Origin of the sequence: Shewanella eurypsychrophilus (genome assembly GCF_007004545.3) — a bacterium.
Classification (GTDB): domain Bacteria; phylum Pseudomonadota; class Gammaproteobacteria; order Enterobacterales; family Shewanellaceae; genus Shewanella; species Shewanella eurypsychrophilus.
Genome location: NZ_CP045503.2, coordinates 3,346,498 through 3,364,380 on the forward strand (window position 1 = coordinate 3,346,498; position 17,883 = coordinate 3,364,380).

Below are 17,883 nucleotides of genomic sequence, written 5' to 3' on the forward strand. Positions count from 1 at the left end.
TTAGCCTGCCTTCAAATGAAGGTTGGTTACATTTTCTGATTGGGTTGTGGCATCTTTGATACTTGGAAGTGGGTTTGAAGGTCGACCCTTCATTGCAATCTACCGCCTTGCCGGCGAGGCATGTGTAGTTACTTCTGCGAAACGCCGCAAGCACATCCGTGTGGGCTCGACGATGGCATCCCTGCCATCAACGTCCGCAGCCGTATCTACACCCGTTTATATCTCTTCGATTGTAGTTTTGGTAACTCAGGGCTGAGTTTGTGACTCATTATTGCCCCATAGTTAGCTAGGGAAGAAATTTGTTTACATCCTGTTTATCGCTTTTACGATAACTTAGCTAATGTGAGGTGCAAAATACAAAACCTGCCCCCGAATCTGTGTAACTTTGTGCTACCTCTAATCTGGACTTTAAGGCAATTAAGCTAAAAAACAGACAGAGTATGACTCAAGCTTTTGTCGCCATAAGGCTGCTAGCAAGTATATCTAGTTTCACCAAACATCAATCAAAGTTAACAGGTGTTTACTGTTAACTTAATGAGGTTTTGCATATAAAGCTTCTTTAAGCATCAAGTAGTATGTCATTATTGTTACACACTCGTTGTTATTCAATGCATTACTGATAGATATGGTTGTTAGATAAGCATTGCTTGGCAAAAGGTAAAATGGACTTTTAGTGAAACCTACAAGGTGTCGAATGAAAATCAATCGCTGTTTTCTTATTCTTTTGAGTTTGCTAGCTTCTCTTTCCGCAGAAGCTGTAGATTTTTCAAAATCATGGTTTAAACCTGAGCTAATCGTGAACAATGCTCCTATTTGCGAAGATCTGCTTCTTCAAACGAAACAGATATGGAACGGAAGTATTTTTCAAATATATCCCTCATCAAAGATGAGTACTCAACGAACCGATGACGTTCAAATAAATGGGAAAACAGTCCATTTATATTCTTATACTCACAGTGGTTGTGGAGGAGCATGCGAGCGATATCAACTGTTAGCTTCAAATGAACCATTTCCTGATAGAAGAGCAGATTACAAATATTACCGCACCTTATTAGATGAATCCCCCTCTGCAAGAAATTTCCACTTTCTGTCTTCTGATGACGGAAGCTACTATCTATTTTTACCAGGTAAAGACTTAAATCAACTGTATAAACTGACAGAGAATGCTAACTGGCACCATGAATGCTCGGTCATCAAAGCGCCTTCTCCAGAGCAAATACTGAAGGTAAAGAGTGACTATAGCGAGGTGCAGGCCTCACTGTCAGAGCTACGTGGACTGATTGGAGGCTTGCGAAGAGGGGCTGGTAGTAGCTGTGGCTCTATGGATACTCACTGGCGCTGGTCAAGTAAAATTGATGATGAATTTGAAAAGCTTCTATATGCCCCTAGACAAAAACCTAAGACAGAAAAGCGTTATGACGATTCTACCTATGAAATTGATCTTAAGAATTTAGAGCTTTGGTCACTGCAAGGGCTAAGTGAGTTTGATGCTTTCAATCAATATAAAATTAAACTTGCCACGGCAACAAATCATCTTAGTAAGTTTTATCAAAAACACTTTCAATGGAAAGAGGAAGAGGCTGATGAAATTGCAGATTACGCCCTTAAATCTGCCATTAGCTCAGGAATTCGATTCTATCGTTACATGCCTTTTAATACCTCGGAGGAAGCAGATTTAAGAAGGGCAATATTACAGAAAAGACCGCTTGAGGAGATAAGAAAGATTGATATATCTGGTATCGATAGATCTTTTGATAACAAAGGCTGGTTCAAGATAAATGAAAGTATTCTAAATGTGGCCGTAAAGCACCCTAAAGCTATGTCATATTTGTTAGGTTCTGGGTTCGATCCAAACAGTCAAAACGTCTTTGATAAGACACCGTTAATGTATGCTGCCCAGTATGATGGTTTTGACTCTGCAAGGTTACTTATTGAAGCGGGGGCTGAGGTAAATACAGGTACGATCATTCCAAACGATAACTGTGGCTATACCTTGAGAACCTCTAATATGTCACCGCTTCATTATGCTGTTAGGTATTCCAGTAAAGGGTTAATTCAGTTGCTTATTGATAATGGGGCCTCTAAGTTTTTTGACGTCAGAAATGGGCATAATCGCCCGAGTACTATTGAGTATCCGATAGATTGGCTTACACGGTTTGATAATGAGAGCTTAACTGATGATGACAAAGCTGAAATTAATCAATCTTTAAAGCTACCAGGAAAAGATGAGCTTGCTAACCTGACTGCAGAGCTTAATCTGAAAGGTGAAAAGCTCTATGGTGAAGGAAAAATAACAGCAGCTAATGACAAGTTCAAAGAGGCGATACAGGTTGATAATGGAAATATTAGAGCGATTAACAATTTTGCTTTAACGTCATTAAAACTGAAAGATAAGCAGAGATCAATTCAGGCGTCTACAAAAATTATTGAATCAAAGAAGGCCTCTGACAAACAGAAAGCTTCAGCTTACTTCAATATTGGGCTTGCCTGCGAGGGCGCTGGTCGCTATGGATTAAAGTTTGATGGAAGGCGGTACTGTCGTCAAAACTCTTTAGAGTACCTTGTTAAGTCTTATCAAGCCTACCCAACAAAATCACGGTCTAACGCTATCGTAAATCGATTTACTAAGCGTGATAAAGCTGAGTTTGCCTGTAAATCAAATAGTACTGATTTTGAAGCTGTATATAAGAGGGGGAAAGCGTTCCATTTCTTACATAAGAAGCCTATGGAGCAAGTTATCTCAGATGTTGAAAGCGTTTACTCTACTAATGAATCCTTTAAAATTGAAAGGAACAAGTTCACATTAACGTTCAAGGAGTTAACTGAGCTAGAAAATGGTTACTCTATGTCTACCTATAAAAGTGATACTTCTATAGGTGAAGCCTTTGCCTTTGAAGGGCAGGTTTGTAGCTCTCTTAGTTCTAAGTTACTACCAGAGAAAGATAAGTTGGTATATGTACAGGCTGCAAATGTTAGTACAGAGGTCGATATAGAGTTTGACTTGGATAAGTCTTATACGATCATATTATCTGGAAATGTATTGTGGAAAGTATCGGAAGTCGGTAGCAAGAAAAGTGACTTTATTGTCAATGATGGAGTAGTTTCCGACACTAGCAAGGTTGACTTTACTGCTCTTACGAAGATTCATCGAGAATGGCATTCAAATGCTAACGATAATCGGTATATATCTTCTAACATTCGAAGCGTAATTGGTAAACCAATCTATACAAAATTTAAGATTATTTCTAATTCACAGATCATAATAAGTGATGAGGATATAAATCGACCTAAGCTAATTGTTAACTCTTTCCCTACATTGGATTTCTATGGTTATGGCGATTATCAGGTTGCATTTACTGAACCCAATATTGCTTTTAATAATTTAATGAATCTTGAAAATATACAGTTGATATCAAGTGGGCCAGCTCAATCAGGACGTGATGATCAATTGTATGTTCCTAATATCAATAAGTATGTCGATGAAAGTGAAGACTTATACTTTAAAGTTGAAAAGTGGAGAACAGGAGTCGGGACTTACTTTGGTGATGGACATTTTAAGAAATGATTACCTCTAAGTTATTTCAAGTAAAGTTACAGTGGTTCAATAACTACACACTAGGTTGAACTTGCTAGCATAGCACCCGCCTTGAAAGGCTTTGGGGTCAAATTTTGTATTTTTCTGGATAGCAAAGGGCGCAGCATATTAGGTACTTCAAATAAACTAGGATACTTTTTATAATCACTGTAGGGCTTACTAGAGCGGTTGAACTAACTCATTTATATCCAAAAATGACTTAGAGTTTCAGCAAACTCTAATCGAAGAGACAGATGAGCAGGTGTAGGTATGGCTGACCACGACAAGGAGTCATCAAAACAGGTATCATTTAGAAATTGCTATCACCTGAAGATAGCGCTAATTGTGAGATTAAAACCATGAATAAAGAAGTACGTGTTGGTGTTGGGGTGATTATTTTTAGGAATAATCGCATCTTATTAGGGGAACGTATTGGCGCACATGGCGCACATACTTGGGCTACGCCCGGAGGTCACTTAGAGATGGGTGAAAGTATCGAAGACTGTGCAAGACGCGAAACTTTAGAAGAGACAGGATTAAAGGTCGGCGCCATCACAAAACTTGGATTCACCAATGACATTTTTGAAGCTGAAGAAAAGCACTATATCACCCTATTTGTAGTGGCGAGCTGCGAAGATGGCGAGCCTGAAATTAGAGAGTCGGATAAATGCCTGCAGTGGCAATGGTGCGCATTAGACGACCTGCCTCAGCCACTCTTCCTGCCGCTAATCAACCTACTGCAAGAAAATCCAAATTTGAAATAGTTAGCTGAAATAGTTGGCTATAGATAATTAACCCTGTACTTTTCCTGCACAAAGCCATTGGGGTAAGCAATCGCTTGTGCTTGTTCGAGCTTGATATCTTTAAAGGTTTTTCCAAACAGTGCAATCCCCTCACCTAATAACACTGGGGCACGTGTAATGGTCATCTCATTGATTAATTGAAGGTTAATAAATGCTTGGATCGTTGTACCGCCATCGATATAAGCATGTCGATGCCCCTCTGTTTCAAGTCTAGATATCAATGTATTGAGATCACCTGAGTAGAGCTCAACCTTATCCTTAATATTATCAGGCGCATATTTCAATGTGTTACTAAGCACGATAATCCGCGTGTCACCGTAGGGCCATTGCTCCGCTGTTAAGTTCATGCTTGAAATCATCTCCATGCATTTTCGGCCTATGATCATACAATCAACAGATGCCATATATTCAGTCATGCCCATATCTGCATGCTCCCCCATATCAGCTTCTAGGTTTCCTGCAGTATGTAGCCAATCCACATTGCCATCATTTTTAGCAATAAAACCATCGACACTGGTTGCAATAAACACTGAACACTTCATTTTTGACTCTCTTCTTAATTCTATTAGTACGCGCTTCAATTAAGCTCAGTCTAGTTTTGAATAAACACTAGCGCACACTTGCTAGCTATTGGCATTCGGGCGACGATCAATTACACTTATTCTACAGCGTAGAATAAGTGTAATTTTAGCGAGTGAGAAAGATGATTGTCAAGCATAAAAAAAGAGGACGTCCGGCAGGTTCAACGAGTCAGTTAACAGCACAATCAATCTTAGACAAGGCAAAATCTTTGATGCAAGAGGCGGGGAAAGTCCCCAGCATTCGAAAGCTAGCATCGAGCTTAAATATCGACGCCATGGCAATTTATTATTATTTTGATAATAAAAATGCCCTGCTAGAAGCGATTACAATATCATTAATATCAGATATTTATCAGCCAGAGATTAATAGTGACTGGAAGCTTGAGCTAACAAAGTTATCTAGCAGTTACCTGACATTACTTGATAGCTACCCTGGGCTGCTTGAAACACTGCTTTCTATGGATGCTTTAGGCCCTTCTCAAGTGTTTAGCGAACGCTTCAATGATGTGATTAAACCCCTCAACCTTGAGCAAGAGGCAAGTATTAATGCGCTGTGTTTGCTGGTTGATTACCTGCATGGATATGCGTTAGCGTTAAACAATAACCAGACGAATATTGAGCTAAATATTGATATGATGTCAGGTCCGCTTAACCTTTACTGTATTGCGTTAGAGAATGTTTAGTATGGATAAATGAATCTAGATAAATGTCATTAATCAGTAAATAACACTTAGAAATACATAGCAAGTTAGTACTATAACCAACCACAAAACCATACTACCCAGCGGATAGCCCCTTGATAGTAAATCAGTCAACAGGCTATATTTTTTTGACATAAAAACAAAATTACTCTCTATTTCATTGATAACTCGCTGACGTAATTTTTTGTCCATTTTCCAAATCGTTGCAAATATTGATCTCAATATCGTCGGGAACAACCGTCGATAAACCCAATCGAAATCCAAGTTGGTAGAGGGGCGTTCTGGCGGATAGAGGCCTCTCAGGTTCAACCAAACAAAAGCTAATGCAGAAAAAAATAATAATTGAGTTTGTGCCAGTACATGGGTGGCGTCATAGGGGTTATAGCCAGTCTCGTAAGGTAATAGAGAATATAAAGCTGCTGGGTAAATACCGATAGCGATACACAAGCCAGCTGCAATCAGCATCGCCAGTATCATATTGTTGGAAGGGTCACTGGTACGAATGCCAGAGTCATGAGCAAAAAAGGCAAAGTAGGGAATTTTAATACCAGCATGGTGAAATACACCTGCAGAGGCAAACAAAAGTATTAACCATATCCAATCATAGCCGTTTTCTAAGGCTGCTGACATCACCATTGACTTACTCACAAAACCGTTAAAAAGTGGAAATGCCGAGATAGATGCTGCACCGACCATGCATAATACTGTGGTTTTGGGCATAGATTTATAAAGCCCACCTAGATCTGAGCCATTAATGCGACCAGTCTTATGCAATACCGCTCCCATCGACATAAATAAAAGGCCTTTAAAAATAACATCATTGAATGCATGTGAGACGGCGCCGTTGATAGCCAACGCCGTACCAATACCAATTCCGACGACCATAAAACCTAACTGGTTGATCAGGCTATAGGCTAATACTCGGCGTAAGTCATTTTCAATTACAGCAAAGAAAATCGGAAAACAGGTCATAACCGCACCGATATAGACCAATAACTCAGTCCCTGGGTAACCTCTAGCTAATGCGTACACCGCAACTTTTGTGGTAAAAGCGCTAAGAAAAACAGTACCAGTCACTGTTGCTTCAGGATAGGCATCGGTAAGCCAATTGTGTGCCAAAGGAAAAGCACATTTAATCCCAAAGGCGATAAATATTAGCCAGCCAGCAATACCATCCAAGCCAAGATAAGCAAACTCAAGCGTTGCATTGTCAGCAAAATAAAAGACGGCACCAATTAACAGAAGTACTCCAGACAAAACCTGAATGATTAAATAACGCATGGCGGCTGCATAAGCTCGCCGCGTTCTACGTGCCAAAATAAGAAAAACCGAAGTAAAGGCTAGCAACTCCCAAAAAACAAATAAGGTGATCAAGTCACCAGCAAAAACAGCGCCTAAACCGCTACCGGCATACATCATAGCGGCGACTTGCTGACTAGTGTCTCGTACATGCAGGGAATATATAATGGCGATAAAGGCTGCGATATGAAAAATATAACCAAACATCAGGCTCAATTTATCCACTCGATAAGGGATCAGCTCAAAGCTCAGAAAGGTAAATTGAAGATGGATGCCTTCAGGCACAGTCCATAGTTGCAGCATACTAATGACCGGGATAATGGTCATTATCACAGCACGCAAAAAACCCCGCGTTGCTAATGCAATTAATGCACTAATAAAAAATGGTACAAATGGAGGTATTTCAAGCATCCACATCATGCCCCTCCTCTTTTGCCCTATGCTGGCTTAAGTCTTGTCTCCTCCCTTTATTTTTGGAATTATAATCAATACCTTCATCATTATAGTAATCTTGCCCACGCATTAACAAACGACGCATCCAGCTGGCTACCAATACCAGAACAACGCACCCCAAGAAACCATAAATAGGATAAAAAGCCCATAGACGCTCCCAGTGATGACTCACATGACGATGAATAACAAAATCTAAAATCAGCAACAGCGCACAACAAACATAAAGGCAATTTAATAGTCGCTTGACGTTTTTAACCTCATCAAAGATGTGCTTTTTTTTACTTCCCACCTGCAACTCCTTAGGGTTCCAAAATGGACCTTGCCAAGTCGAATATAGGTTGCGGATAAATAAACAACAATAAACAACCGACTGTAGTTATACCTATAGCGATAAGTGCAGCTGGCGGCGCTTCTTTTAATTGAAAAGTACTTAACGTGTTACGTGAATCAAGCTGTTGATGAGATAAAGAGTGAGAGAAAAAAGCGTTAAAAGGTATAGGTAATAGATAGGCGATATTCATCAAAGAGCTAAGCAACAACACCAGCATTAAAATAAACTGCTCAGATTCCACCGTTCCCAGCAGCAAGTACCACTTGCTCCAACTTCCGCCAGTAGGTGGTACGCCAATGATACTAAGACTGGCAATAAAAAAAGCTGCCATAGTGAGTGGCATCTGTTTTCCAAGGCCGTGCATTTCACTGACATTTGATTTTTGTGTAGTAACTAGTATTGCCCCTGCGCAGAAAAATAGGGTGATTTTGCCAAAGGCATGCATAACAATATGCATGGCACTACCTATCACCCCTGATGATGTCGCTATCAGCGCCCCGATAGTGACATAGCCCAATTGACTGATCGTAGAATATGCCAATCTTGCTTTTAAGTTATCTTGGCGCATTGCTATGATAGAGGCGATAAAAACGGTAACACCCACAATGTAAAGTAGAAACTGAGTTGTAGGCAAAATAGCTAACAAGTCCAAGCCAAAAATAAGCACACAGACTTTCAATACTGCAAATACACCGGCTTTGACGACAGCAACAGCATGAAGTAATGCACTCACAGGTGTTGGTGCAACCATAGCGGCTGGTAGCCATAGATGAAAAGGCATGATTGCGGCTTTGCCTATCCCAAATAAAAATAGCACTAACACTCCACCCGCTAGCACCTTATTGACACTAGGGTCAAAGACCCCACCATGAGTAAAATCGAGCGTTCCTGCCACCAGCCAGGTACAGACAATTGCCAATAAAAAAAAGACTATTGAGGTGCTTAACAAAAGCCCCAAATAGATCCGCCCTGCTTTTTTCGCATTCTCAGTCCCCGAATGTGACACTAATGGATAAGTTGATAACGTTAACAGTTCATAGAAAATAAACAGAGTGAATAAGTTGGCTGCAAAAGCAACTCCCATTACCGTCCCAATGGCAACAGAAAAATAACCATAAAATCGGGTTTGATTTTTCTCATGGTGGCTCCGCATATAGCCAATGGAATAAATGGTTGTAATTATCCACAGGAAGCTGGTGAGCAGTGCAAATAAGATCCCCAGTGGTTCTATTGAGAAACTGAGTGTTAGACCTGGCATCAACTCCCACCAAGAAACGTTTATTTGTTCGCCCTGAGTCATGCCGTGATATAACTTAATCACACAATAAAGAACAACTAAACCCATACCAATAGAAACTGCCTCACGCAGGTTAGGCTTATGGCCAGTTAGGGCTATTAGTATTGTGGCGAGCAGGGGTAATATAATGCACAGCTGCAGCATCGTCTCCAAAGACAGACTCATGGTATCACCAGCCCCTGAGCTTGAAGCAGACTTTCAGAGGCTGAATGTGCAACCTCGACGCTTAAACGTGTATCGATACCGAAATAGATATTCGCTATGACTAATAGCCAGATAGGGATCAAAAAAGCCAAAGGCGCTTCATTCACTGTGCTATGCGTAGAAAGAGGTGGCTTAAAATATGCCACTTCAACGATTCTCCATACATAAACAAGCGTCAACAATGAAGCAATCAAAATAAGCAGAGCAGCTGGCCACCAGCCTTTTTCTATTAACGCACTGAGTAAATACCATTTACTCACAAACCCAACCGTCAACGGCATACCGATTAGACTTAAACCAGCAACAAGTATCGCCGCCATAGTAAACGGCATTTGCTGCCCTATGCCTTGGAATTGGCTTATTTGCACACTACCAATACGGTATACCACTGCCCCTAAGGCTAAAAAAAGCGCCCCCTTCATTAATGCGTGATTAAATATATGCAATAAAGCGGCTGTTAAACCTGTGACACTACTGATACTGAAGCCAATGACCATATAGCCAATTTGTGCAATGCTCGAATAAGCAAAAATTTGTTTAACATTAGTCTGATAAATAGCTGCAATTGAGGCTACAAAAATCCCCAACAGCCCCAGTGTCATAAATAAAAATTGCAGCGGTAACGCAGTAAAAGAGAAAGAGACACCAAACACCGAATAGGTAAAACGGATCAATAAATAGAAGGCCACTTTTGTAGCCGTTGCCGCGAAGAAAGCCGTCACTATCGACGGCGCATAGGTATAAGCGTTTGGTAGCCAAAGATGTAGTGGAAATAAAGCTAATTTCAAACAAACCCCAGTTATAACAAAAGCAAAAGCTGTTAATACCGTTTTAGTTTGAGCGACTTCAGGCAAGCGAGCAGCAAGGTCCGCCATATTTAACGTCCCTGTCATTTGGTACATAAGACCAATACCAATCAGGATAAATGTGGCACCGATAGTCCCCAAAATTAAATATTGATAGGCAGCCCAAAGTGCACGCCTATCCCTGCCAAGGGCAATCAATGCATAGGAAGACAGTGAGGATATTTCGAGAAAAACGAATACGTTAAACGCATCACCAGTGACAACAACCCCCAGCATGCCGGTTAGAGATAGTAGGTACAAGATATAGAATTGGGTATGTTTTTCTGCTGGGATTTCTTTGTTAATACTGGTTTGAGCGGCAAGTAAAACTAGCGTACTGATTGCTGAGATGATCAACAGCAACAAGGCATTTAGCCTGTCTATACGGTACTCGATCCCCCATGGGGCATCCCAGCCTCCCAATTCATAAATAATGGTGCCTGACATCAGCACTTGCTGAAGAAGTAAGGCGCTGATGATAAAAGATAAACCACTCACCACTAACGCAAACAGCCATACTAAACTCGCTCGACTCAATAACACGCAAACAGGTGCACCTATGAGCGGGACTATCACTTGTAAAATAGGCAAATGTGCTAGCATCAGTATTTATCGCTTCTGGGGTCAAGTTCATCTAGCTCAGACGCTTGCTTTGTATTCTGCTCTTGAATACTTTCTTCTTCGATACTGTTATAAGCTTCCTTGATACGGACAGTCAAAGCGAGCGCTAGAGCCATAGTGGCAATGCCAACCACAATCGCTGTAAGAATTAAAACATGGGGAAGTGGGTTAGCATATTTGGTAACGTTAGCCATTAAGATCGGTGCGGTACCTCCGTCCACTTTGGCCATACTAATATAAAAGATAAAAACTGAAGTTTGGAAGATGGTTAGACCGACAATTTTTTTGATTAAGTTGCCATGAGCAATCACAATATAAAGCCCTATCATCATCAAGACGACAACAACCCAATTATTAAATAGACCCATCAACATAACACAGCCCCCCTTCTATCCTTGTCTGACGCTTAAGTATCCTTATTTTTTTGAAACACTTGTCTGCCTGCAAAATTAAAAAAGATGGTGATCATGACCGACGCAACAGTAATGCCAACTCCCAGCTCAATCAATAAAATACCCAAATGTTGACCACTAATTGGATTGGAAGCTAACACATTGTAATCAAGGAAGTTCCCTCCATTTAATAAAGATACAAGTCCAACACTGCCATATAATAGAACTCCAAAAGCAGCAACCAGCTGGCTCGTGGTTTGATTTATGACACGGCGTGCACTCGTTAAACCAAATATTAAGGTATACAAAATAATTGCCGCAGCAAAAATCACCCCGGCCTGAAACCCACCACCAGGACCATAATCACCATGAAACTGTACATACAGCGCAAATAACATGATAAATGGCAGCATTATTTTGCTTACGATACGTAAAACTAGATGTTGTTTGTGCATCGAGTCATTTATGGATCCCACTGGTTTTTTATCGTCTCGGCGACCTGCTGTCATCAATAGCGCTGATACCCCTACCCCAGCAGTGAAAATGACAACCAATTCACCAAAAGTATCGAAAGCTCTATAACTTGCAAGCACCGCTGTGACCACATTAACCACACCAACTTCTTGCATCGAATCCTTGAGATACCTTGGCGCGATGTGAATGTGAATGGGCGCATCTCCCTCTCCTATATAAGGCATATCAAAAGTACCGTAAATCAACATGCTGCCAGTGAACATAACCACAAGTAATGCCACAACTGGTCTATGGCGAACGGGATGCTCAGAGCGCTGGGTCAAACTAATTACCACTAACATCAATAATGTGGAGATCCCTGCGCCGACAGATGCCTCTGTAAATGCCACATCAACGGCATCCATCACAACAAAAAAACTCGCAGAGATTAGACCATATATCCCTGTTAGCATGACTACAGCAAATAAATCTTTCAGCCGCGCTATCTCGATTGCAATAACAACAAGCAATGCCAATAAAACGAAGTTTATGACCGATTCGATGACTTACCCTCCTTTTCAGCAAGTATCACCTTGTCGTGATTATGTTTAATCACCATAGGCATTAACCCATTATGAATCGCAGTTTTGGCTAATGCATGGCTTGCTGAAGGATTGATAAATAGTGTCACCACAAGAATAATCAGCAGCTTTATCAAAACTAAACTGTTTGGGCTCTGTAATATTAAACCTAGTAAAATCATCGCGGCAGCAAGCGTATCCGTGACTCCGACTGCATGCATTCGGGTATAAAAGTCAGGAAACCTGAGAATACCAACGCCCCCTGATATACATAAAAAACTCCCAATCAACAAAAAAATAGCACTGACAAAGCTAAAGAGAGTTATCGTGTCAAACGTCATTTTTGCCTCCTTTATCTGAAGGCTCAATCTCAAAATCTTTCAACTTGAAGCTATCTGAATAACGCAATATTGCTATTACGCTAATAAAATTAATCAGTACATACACGATTGCAATATCGAGAAATTCTGGACGCCCCATGACAAAACCGAGTAAAGACAGTAAGAGTACGGTTTTGGTGCCAAACATATTGACCGCCAGAATTCGGTCATAAAGTGTTGGTCCTTTAATCGCTCGAATGATCGCTAAAATCATAACGACGAGCACGGCAAGCGTTGCTGCAATCAACATTTCCTTTCCAAATCGCACACTCGTCGATCCATGTCACCAGTGTTTAACACTTCCACATTGTGTTGAAACAAAGCATGAACAGTAAGAAGATTACCAACGATATCTACTGTCACTGTTCCTGGGGTCATGGTGATGGAGTTTGCATAAATCACTTTTCCAATATCAGTAACTTGGTTCGATTTTATTGTGACTAAAACAGGTGAAATTGAAGTATTTCCTAACCAGATACTTTTGACCACAGCAATGTTAGCTACAACCAATTCTTTGAAAAACCATAAAAAGTAACCAAAAATATTACGTGAAAGATGGATTGGCTGAGACTCATGATCAACCACATCCATCCTGTGTGCTATGTATAGAACACAAGTAATAGACACAGCTCCAAGAAACAGCATCAAAACAGAACTGTGACCCGACATTAACACCCAAAAAGTGGTCAACGTCAGAGATAAACTGAGTGTATGTCTCATATGAACAACCTGTACTAAAACCTTATTAATGTCACCTTTCTACGCTAATTAACGCCAGTAAAGCCGTTTACAATAGCTTGTAAAAGACCAGCAACTCTCACCTAAATCATCTTTAGTTGGCATATATAGGCAATTGACAACCACAAAACCATGCTCTTTAATTACATTAATACTAGCTGATAATCTGGGTGCCTCTCTGATTTTCAATCTTATACTTATGACTAAACGTACAAATTGTCACTTGCGTTTTATGACTGAGTTTTAAAAAACTGTATTGCTACTGCGATCTTTTAGTTGCGATAGCAAACAAAGAATATGGGTGAAAGAGGAGTTTGAATCATGAAAAAACACGTTTTGGTGATAACAAATATCAAAAGTGATGATTTACTTCCCCTAGAGAAAGCTCGAGATATTATTCACCCCTTTGATGCTTCGGTGGAGGTCATTAAGTTTCTTCACAACAAAGACCAATTAGATACCTCTATAGAACAGCTAAAAGACTCACTCAGTTCTACAGTCAATAAGGTTTTTGATGATACTTCAGAAATCACTAGCCAAGTCATTTATAGTGATAACATCGCCGACTGGGTCGTCACTCGTTGTCAGCAGACAGCTGTCGACCTGGTGATCAAAACTGGACACCGTAGTGAATCATTGTTTCATACTCCTTGCGACTGGCAATTAATACGACACCTACCTTGCCCAATACTCATTGCTTCTCATGTAAAATGGAAAAGTAAAGCCAACATTTTGCTAACTGTAGATTTGTCAGAAAACGAAATAATGCATCAAGAACTTAACAGCCTAACGCTGAGCTGGGGCAAAGTTTGGTCACAAGTGACCCATACAGAGCTACATGCCATGTACAGCATTCCTGTTGCTAACTCATTGTTAGAGCTTGGTATTGTAGATAAGTATACTGTCAAACAAGACGATGCTTGTGCTGCTCAACAAAAGATGGACAGCTTATTAGATCAGTTTGATCTGAAGTCAGTGACTAGTCATATTATAGCTGGCCCCCCCGTTAGAACCATTCCACATGTCGCAAATGAGCTGCACTCTGATTTAGTTGTTATGGGTACTATTGGCCGCGAAGGCGTGAGCGGTTTTTTGTTGGGCAATACTGCAGAAAAAGTCATGCATAATTTACGGACCGATTGTTTGATTTTAGGCGCTCCTCAAGTAAACACTTAAACTAAAGTAATAGGCCTGTTGTATGTAATGCAGCCATAGCGCGGTTGATAACCTCTGTTTGAGAGCCATCTATATTCACCAGCATCACTTTTGATTCCAATTGTGGATCTTCTAAAGTGTTGAACTGACTGATGACCATGCTCTCTTTCATAAAATGCCCCTTTCGCTGACGCATTCGGTCCAAAATCAGCGCCATATCACCATGCAGATGCACAAAATAGACATTTTGATTGCCATCACGAATGATATCGCGATAATTTTTCTTCAGCGCAGAGCAGACGATAATCCCGACTTCGTTCTTGGCTTCTATGCTGTATGCGGCATCTCTGATCCTTTCCAGCCAAGGTCCTCTATCCTGATCATTTAACGGCTCACCCTTCGCCATCTTGATGATATTTTTCTTGGGATGCAGATCGTCACCATCGATAAACTTTGCACCTAATTTTTCGGCTATCTGACTTCCCACAGTGCTTTTTCCGCAACCACAAACACCCATAACGATAATACTTTTACCAAGCATATAACTTCCTCAACCTTCAGAGTGACCCAAGATGACATTTTGCTATTCGGATTAAAAATAGTACTTTACACAAGTAGTGTTACGGGTAACATGTTACCCGTAACCAAGAGATTTGTGAACTAAAACACAAACAAACTTACCCCTTACATGAGATAGGTATCATTATGAACCTGATGGCTCAAACAGCAGATCCAACATTTCTACTTAGTGTCGCGGTGCTCGCTATCGTTGCATTGCTGATCTTAATCATTAAATTAAAAATCCATGCTTTTATCTCTCTTACCCTAGTGAGCTTCGCGACCGCCATCGTCACCGGTGTATCATCTGAAGACGTTGTACCGACTATGATGAGTGGGTTTGGTGGCACCTTGGCATCTGTCGCCTTGCTTGTTGGTCTCGGCGCCATGATAGGCAAGATATTGGAAGTGACAGGCGGTGCTAAGGTATTGGCCGATAAGCTGGTTGGACGTTTTGGTGAGAAAAATGCGCCACTCGCCTTAGGTATCGCATCCTTGCTGTTTGGCTTTCCCATCTTCTTCGACGCTGGCCTGATTGTGATGATGCCCATCATCTTGAGTGTCGCCGCTCGCTTTGGTGGCTCACCGCTTAAATATGCCCTGCCATCAGCTGGGGCATTTGCCGTCATGCATGGCTTTGTGCCCCCTCACCCTGGCCCGGTTGCTGCAGCAGACTTATTAGGCGCTAACATAGGCTTGCTACTTTTTGTCGGTATTTCGGTAGCGATACCCACCTGGTATATCGGCGCTTATCTGTTTGGCCAATATGCCGGCAAGAAATTTAATATTCCCTTGTCTAAAGCCTTCTTCAACACAGACACCATCATAGATGAGTCAAGACTGCCAAAATTCTCGACTGTAATAAGTATCTTGCTGTTACCGCTCGTGCTGATATTTCTGGATACGGGCCTTAATACACTTGCTGTAGCTGGCATGCTAGATAGCTCATCGCCCTTAGTAGAATTTCTAAGGATGTTAGGTAAAACCCCAATTGCCTTGATGATCACCTTGTTAGTCTGTCTTATTATCTTCGCCAAAGATTTCGGCATGACAAAACTTGAGAAGCTCTGCGGTGATTCATTGGCCCCTATCTGCGCGGTTATTCTGGTGACTGGTGCTGGCGGCATGTTTGGTGGTGTGCTTCGTGCAAGCGGTATTGGCGATGCACTGGCTGGTGCCCTCTCCGATACTGGCATGCCTGTGATTCTGGCTGCCTTTGTTATCGCAACCTGTCTTCGCGTCGCTCAAGGGTCAGCCACAGTGGCCCTGACCACGACAGCGGCATTGATAGCCCCCGTCGTCGCTGCGACCTCTGGTTTATCTGAGCTGGATCTGTGTTTTATCGTTATCGCTATCGCAGGCGGCGCTACCGTATTGTCACATTTTAATGACTCGGGCTTCTGGCTAGTATCACGTCTTATGGAGATGGATGAGAAAACCACCCTGAAAACCTGGACTGTGATGGAAACCCTTCTGGGCACCATTGCCTTTATCATAGTCGCCCTGCTCAGCATGCTGCTTTAAGCAAGAGCCTTACTTTAGAATAACTAAATAGATTCAAACAGGGATGTTCCGATCTATAAATAATTTCGACTTTCGACGCATCTAACACTTAGAGCTTAGTACACTTATTCTACAATGATAAACAACATTGAATTTAAGAGAGCTAGCGTTTAAAGCATTATTTAGATACCATATATGTACTCGATATTCTGATCATTTCGGCTTAAAGTGACCATACACCTAACCTTTAACCAAACAGTGTCTACTGCAGTATGTGATTCTGTGTACATGCAGTATCACCTTAAAGATACCAGTAAACCTCTAATCATTACTTTTGAAGCCATGTGCAGTGGTTTAACGACACCAAATATTAAAGAATGGAACGGTTCAATAGGTACCTTTGATTTTCTTGATAAGTCAGGTTACAACGTGATCTCTTTTATCCATTTGAAAAATACTTATTATAGATCCGCTGATTTCATAGGTTTTATTCAACAATTGTCAAAATAGTTGAGTTTATTCAAAACTAAAATAGGCTACGGAATAAGCTTAGGTGGGTTTGCATCTGCTTTATATGCTAATGACTTACATGTCGATACTTGTTTACTTCTTATGCCTCAAAGCACATTCTGCAAAAAAATAGCTCCTTGGGAAAGTAAAAGTAAAGCCGCATGTGTCCATGAAAACTGGAATTCCGAATATAATGATGCTTCTATATGTAAGGTTCCGCTAACAATAATATATGACCCACTCTCACCATGTGACGTAAAACATGTAAAACGATTTACATGTCAGGTTACCCATGTTCCTTTATATGGTGTGGGGCACCGTATACCAAGAGCTTTAAAACATATGGGTATGTTATCTACCGTTGTCAATTCATTTATTTCAACAGGTAAAGTACCAGAAGACTATTATTCTTTAACTAGAGACAGAAAGTATTTAAAATACTATCTTAAAAACATTCTTAAAAACCCGACTAAAAAGTCATCTCTCAGAAGAAGGTTTGTATTCTTAAAATTATATATAAAGCTCTCACTAACGAAAACGTTTTTAGCCACTTAAAGGTCGGCTTTTTCAACATCGTTAACGTCACCAATTATAATCATTATAAACACCTCCCAACACAATTTATAGTGATCACCGTAAATATGGTTTTATACGACTTATATTTCGTTAGCTAAACACCTTTGGTTATCCTCACTAACTATCCAGTTAAAACGTAAAAATCGGTACAACAGACTCGCCTCGAATTCCCCTTCTACAACAAACACCAGCAATAATTAAAACCCAAGCTTCGGCTTGACCTTTACTACGAGCTACTAGGACTACTAATAATGGTTTAAAAGAGTTTTGGTGAAACAATAACCTCATTGATACACATCAAGAGCGCAAACCGACAGATGTGAAGCAT

General features: G+C 40.8%; 17 protein-coding genes. 6 read left to right on the forward strand and 11 right to left on the reverse strand.

Annotated features, from left to right (window positions below; translation table 11 throughout):
- Positions 1-694: 694 nt before the first annotated feature.
- Together FM038_RS14185 and FM038_RS14190 are read left to right on the forward strand one after the other, a co-directional pair.
- Positions 695-3,565 carry an ankyrin repeat domain-containing protein gene (locus tag FM038_RS14185; protein WP_142874030.1) on the forward strand — a complete coding sequence of 957 codons (2,871 nt, stop codon included), beginning with the start codon at positions 695-697 and terminating at the stop codon, positions 3,563-3,565.
- Between the two features lie 368 nt (positions 3,566-3,933).
- Complete coding sequence (locus FM038_RS14190; RefSeq protein ID WP_142874031.1) at positions 3,934-4,338, forward strand: nucleotide triphosphate diphosphatase NUDT15; 405 nt, start codon at positions 3,934-3,936, stop codon at positions 4,336-4,338.
- Positions 4,339-4,355: 17 nt separating this feature from the next.
- Here the strand turns inward: FM038_RS14190 and FM038_RS14195 are convergent, their stop codons facing one another.
- Entirely contained in the window at positions 4,356-4,919 is a 564-nt protein-coding gene (locus tag FM038_RS14195) for a dihydrofolate reductase family protein (protein ID WP_142874032.1), read from the reverse strand.
- Positions 4,920-5,080: 161 nt separating this feature from the next.
- Between FM038_RS14195 and FM038_RS14200 the strand changes: the two genes are divergently transcribed.
- Complete coding sequence (locus FM038_RS14200) at positions 5,081-5,641, forward strand: TetR/AcrR family transcriptional regulator (protein WP_142874033.1); 561 nt, start codon at positions 5,081-5,083, stop codon at positions 5,639-5,641.
- A gap of 33 nt (positions 5,642-5,674) precedes the next feature.
- Here FM038_RS14200 and FM038_RS14205 read toward each other — a convergent pair whose 3' ends face one another.
- From FM038_RS14205 to FM038_RS14245, 9 genes are read right to left on the reverse strand one after another with little or no spacing between them, the layout of a single operon-like run.
- Entirely contained in the window at positions 5,675-7,375 is a 1,701-nt protein-coding gene (locus FM038_RS14205) for a Na(+)/H(+) antiporter subunit D (protein ID WP_142874100.1), read from the reverse strand.
- Complete coding sequence (locus FM038_RS14210; protein ID WP_185965837.1) at positions 7,362-7,700, reverse strand: hypothetical protein; 339 nt, start codon at positions 7,698-7,700, stop codon at positions 7,362-7,364. Before FM038_RS14210 ends, FM038_RS14205 begins: the two co-directional genes overlap by 14 nt.
- Positions 7,701-7,710: 10 nt before the next feature.
- Positions 7,711-9,204: a proton-conducting transporter transmembrane domain-containing protein gene (locus FM038_RS14215; protein WP_142874034.1), complete on the reverse strand. Its 1,494-nt coding sequence runs from the start codon at positions 9,202-9,204 to the stop codon at positions 7,711-7,713.
- The gene (locus tag FM038_RS14220) at positions 9,201-10,691 is read right to left on the reverse strand and encodes a monovalent cation/H+ antiporter subunit D family protein (protein ID WP_142874035.1); all 1,491 of its coding nucleotides are present in this window, start codon (positions 10,689-10,691) and stop codon (positions 9,201-9,203) included. Before FM038_RS14220 ends, FM038_RS14215 begins: the two co-directional genes overlap by 4 nt.
- Complete coding sequence (locus tag FM038_RS14225) at positions 10,691-11,083, reverse strand: cation:proton antiporter subunit C (protein ID WP_142874037.1); 393 nt, start codon at positions 11,081-11,083, stop codon at positions 10,691-10,693. The genes FM038_RS14220 and FM038_RS14225 overlap by 1 nt, the downstream gene beginning before the upstream one ends.
- Before the next feature lie 32 nt (positions 11,084-11,115).
- A complete protein-coding gene (locus FM038_RS14230) occupies positions 11,116-12,090 on the reverse strand; it encodes a Na(+)/H(+) antiporter subunit B (protein ID WP_336512782.1) in 975 nt (324 codons plus the stop codon).
- An 11-nt stretch (positions 12,091-12,101) separates the two neighbouring features.
- Positions 12,102-12,476 (reverse strand): monovalent cation/H(+) antiporter subunit G, encoded by a 375-nt coding sequence (gene mnhG / locus FM038_RS14235; RefSeq protein ID WP_142874039.1) that lies wholly within the window; start codon positions 12,474-12,476, stop codon positions 12,102-12,104.
- Complete coding sequence (locus tag FM038_RS14240; protein ID WP_142874040.1) at positions 12,466-12,765, reverse strand: MrpF/PhaF family protein; 300 nt, start codon at positions 12,763-12,765, stop codon at positions 12,466-12,468. Before FM038_RS14240 ends, mnhG begins: the two co-directional genes overlap by 11 nt.
- Positions 12,759-13,235 carry a Na+/H+ antiporter subunit E gene (locus tag FM038_RS14245; protein WP_142874041.1) on the reverse strand — a complete coding sequence of 159 codons (477 nt, stop codon included), beginning with the start codon at positions 13,233-13,235 and terminating at the stop codon, positions 12,759-12,761. The genes FM038_RS14240 and FM038_RS14245 overlap by 7 nt, the downstream gene beginning before the upstream one ends.
- 339 nt (positions 13,236-13,574) lie before the next feature.
- Here FM038_RS14245 and FM038_RS14250 point away from each other — a divergent pair, with 339 nt between their 5' ends.
- The gene (locus FM038_RS14250; RefSeq protein ID WP_195873056.1) at positions 13,575-14,429 is read left to right on the forward strand and encodes a universal stress protein; all 855 of its coding nucleotides are present in this window, start codon (positions 13,575-13,577) and stop codon (positions 14,427-14,429) included.
- 1 nt (position 14,430) lies between these two features.
- Here FM038_RS14250 and FM038_RS14255 read toward each other — a convergent pair whose 3' ends face one another.
- Positions 14,431-14,949 (reverse strand): gluconokinase, encoded by a 519-nt coding sequence (locus FM038_RS14255; RefSeq protein ID WP_142874043.1) that lies wholly within the window; start codon positions 14,947-14,949, stop codon positions 14,431-14,433.
- A 164-nt stretch (positions 14,950-15,113) separates the two neighbouring features.
- Here FM038_RS14255 and FM038_RS14260 point away from each other — a divergent pair, with 164 nt between their 5' ends.
- Positions 15,114-16,490 (forward strand): GntP family permease, encoded by a 1,377-nt coding sequence (locus tag FM038_RS14260; protein ID WP_142874045.1) that lies wholly within the window; start codon positions 15,114-15,116, stop codon positions 16,488-16,490.
- A 489-nt stretch (positions 16,491-16,979) separates the two neighbouring features.
- Positions 16,980-17,534: a hypothetical protein gene (locus tag FM038_RS14265; RefSeq protein WP_142874046.1), complete on the forward strand. Its 555-nt coding sequence runs from the start codon at positions 16,980-16,982 to the stop codon at positions 17,532-17,534.
- The last annotated feature ends 349 nt before the right edge of the window (positions 17,535-17,883 follow it).

Coding starts and splice junctions, on each gene's coding strand:
- FM038_RS14220 (WP_142874035.1), bottom strand. CDS start 10,691: ATGCTAGCACATTTGCCTATTTTACAAGTGATAGTCCCGCTCATAGGT.
- FM038_RS14205 (WP_142874100.1), bottom strand. CDS start 7,375: ATGTGGATGCTTGAAATACCTCCATTTGTACCATTTTTTATTAGTGCA.
- FM038_RS14260 (WP_142874045.1), top strand. CDS start 15,114: ATGAACCTGATGGCTCAAACAGCAGATCCAACATTTCTACTTAGTGTC.
- FM038_RS14190 (WP_142874031.1), top strand. CDS start 3,934: ATGAATAAAGAAGTACGTGTTGGTGTTGGGGTGATTATTTTTAGGAAT.
- FM038_RS14215 (WP_142874034.1), bottom strand. CDS start 9,204: ATGAGTCTGTCTTTGGAGACGATGCTGCAGCTGTGCATTATATTACCC.
- FM038_RS14255 (WP_142874043.1), bottom strand. CDS start 14,949: ATGCTTGGTAAAAGTATTATCGTTATGGGTGTTTGTGGTTGCGGAAAA.
- FM038_RS14185 (WP_142874030.1), top strand. CDS start 695: ATGAAAATCAATCGCTGTTTTCTTATTCTTTTGAGTTTGCTAGCTTCT.
- FM038_RS14245 (WP_142874041.1), bottom strand. CDS start 13,235: ATGAGACATACACTCAGTTTATCTCTGACGTTGACCACTTTTTGGGTG.
- mnhG (WP_142874039.1), bottom strand. CDS start 12,476: ATGACGTTTGACACGATAACTCTCTTTAGCTTTGTCAGTGCTATTTTT.
- FM038_RS14250 (WP_195873056.1), top strand. CDS start 13,575: ATGAAAAAACACGTTTTGGTGATAACAAATATCAAAAGTGATGATTTA.
- FM038_RS14225 (WP_142874037.1), bottom strand. CDS start 11,083: ATGTTGATGGGTCTATTTAATAATTGGGTTGTTGTCGTCTTGATGATG.
- FM038_RS14240 (WP_142874040.1), bottom strand. CDS start 12,765: ATGTTGATTGCAGCAACGCTTGCCGTGCTCGTCGTTATGATTTTAGCG.
- FM038_RS14200 (WP_142874033.1), top strand. CDS start 5,081: ATGATTGTCAAGCATAAAAAAAGAGGACGTCCGGCAGGTTCAACGAGT.
- FM038_RS14195 (WP_142874032.1), bottom strand. CDS start 4,919: ATGAAGTGTTCAGTGTTTATTGCAACCAGTGTCGATGGTTTTATTGCT.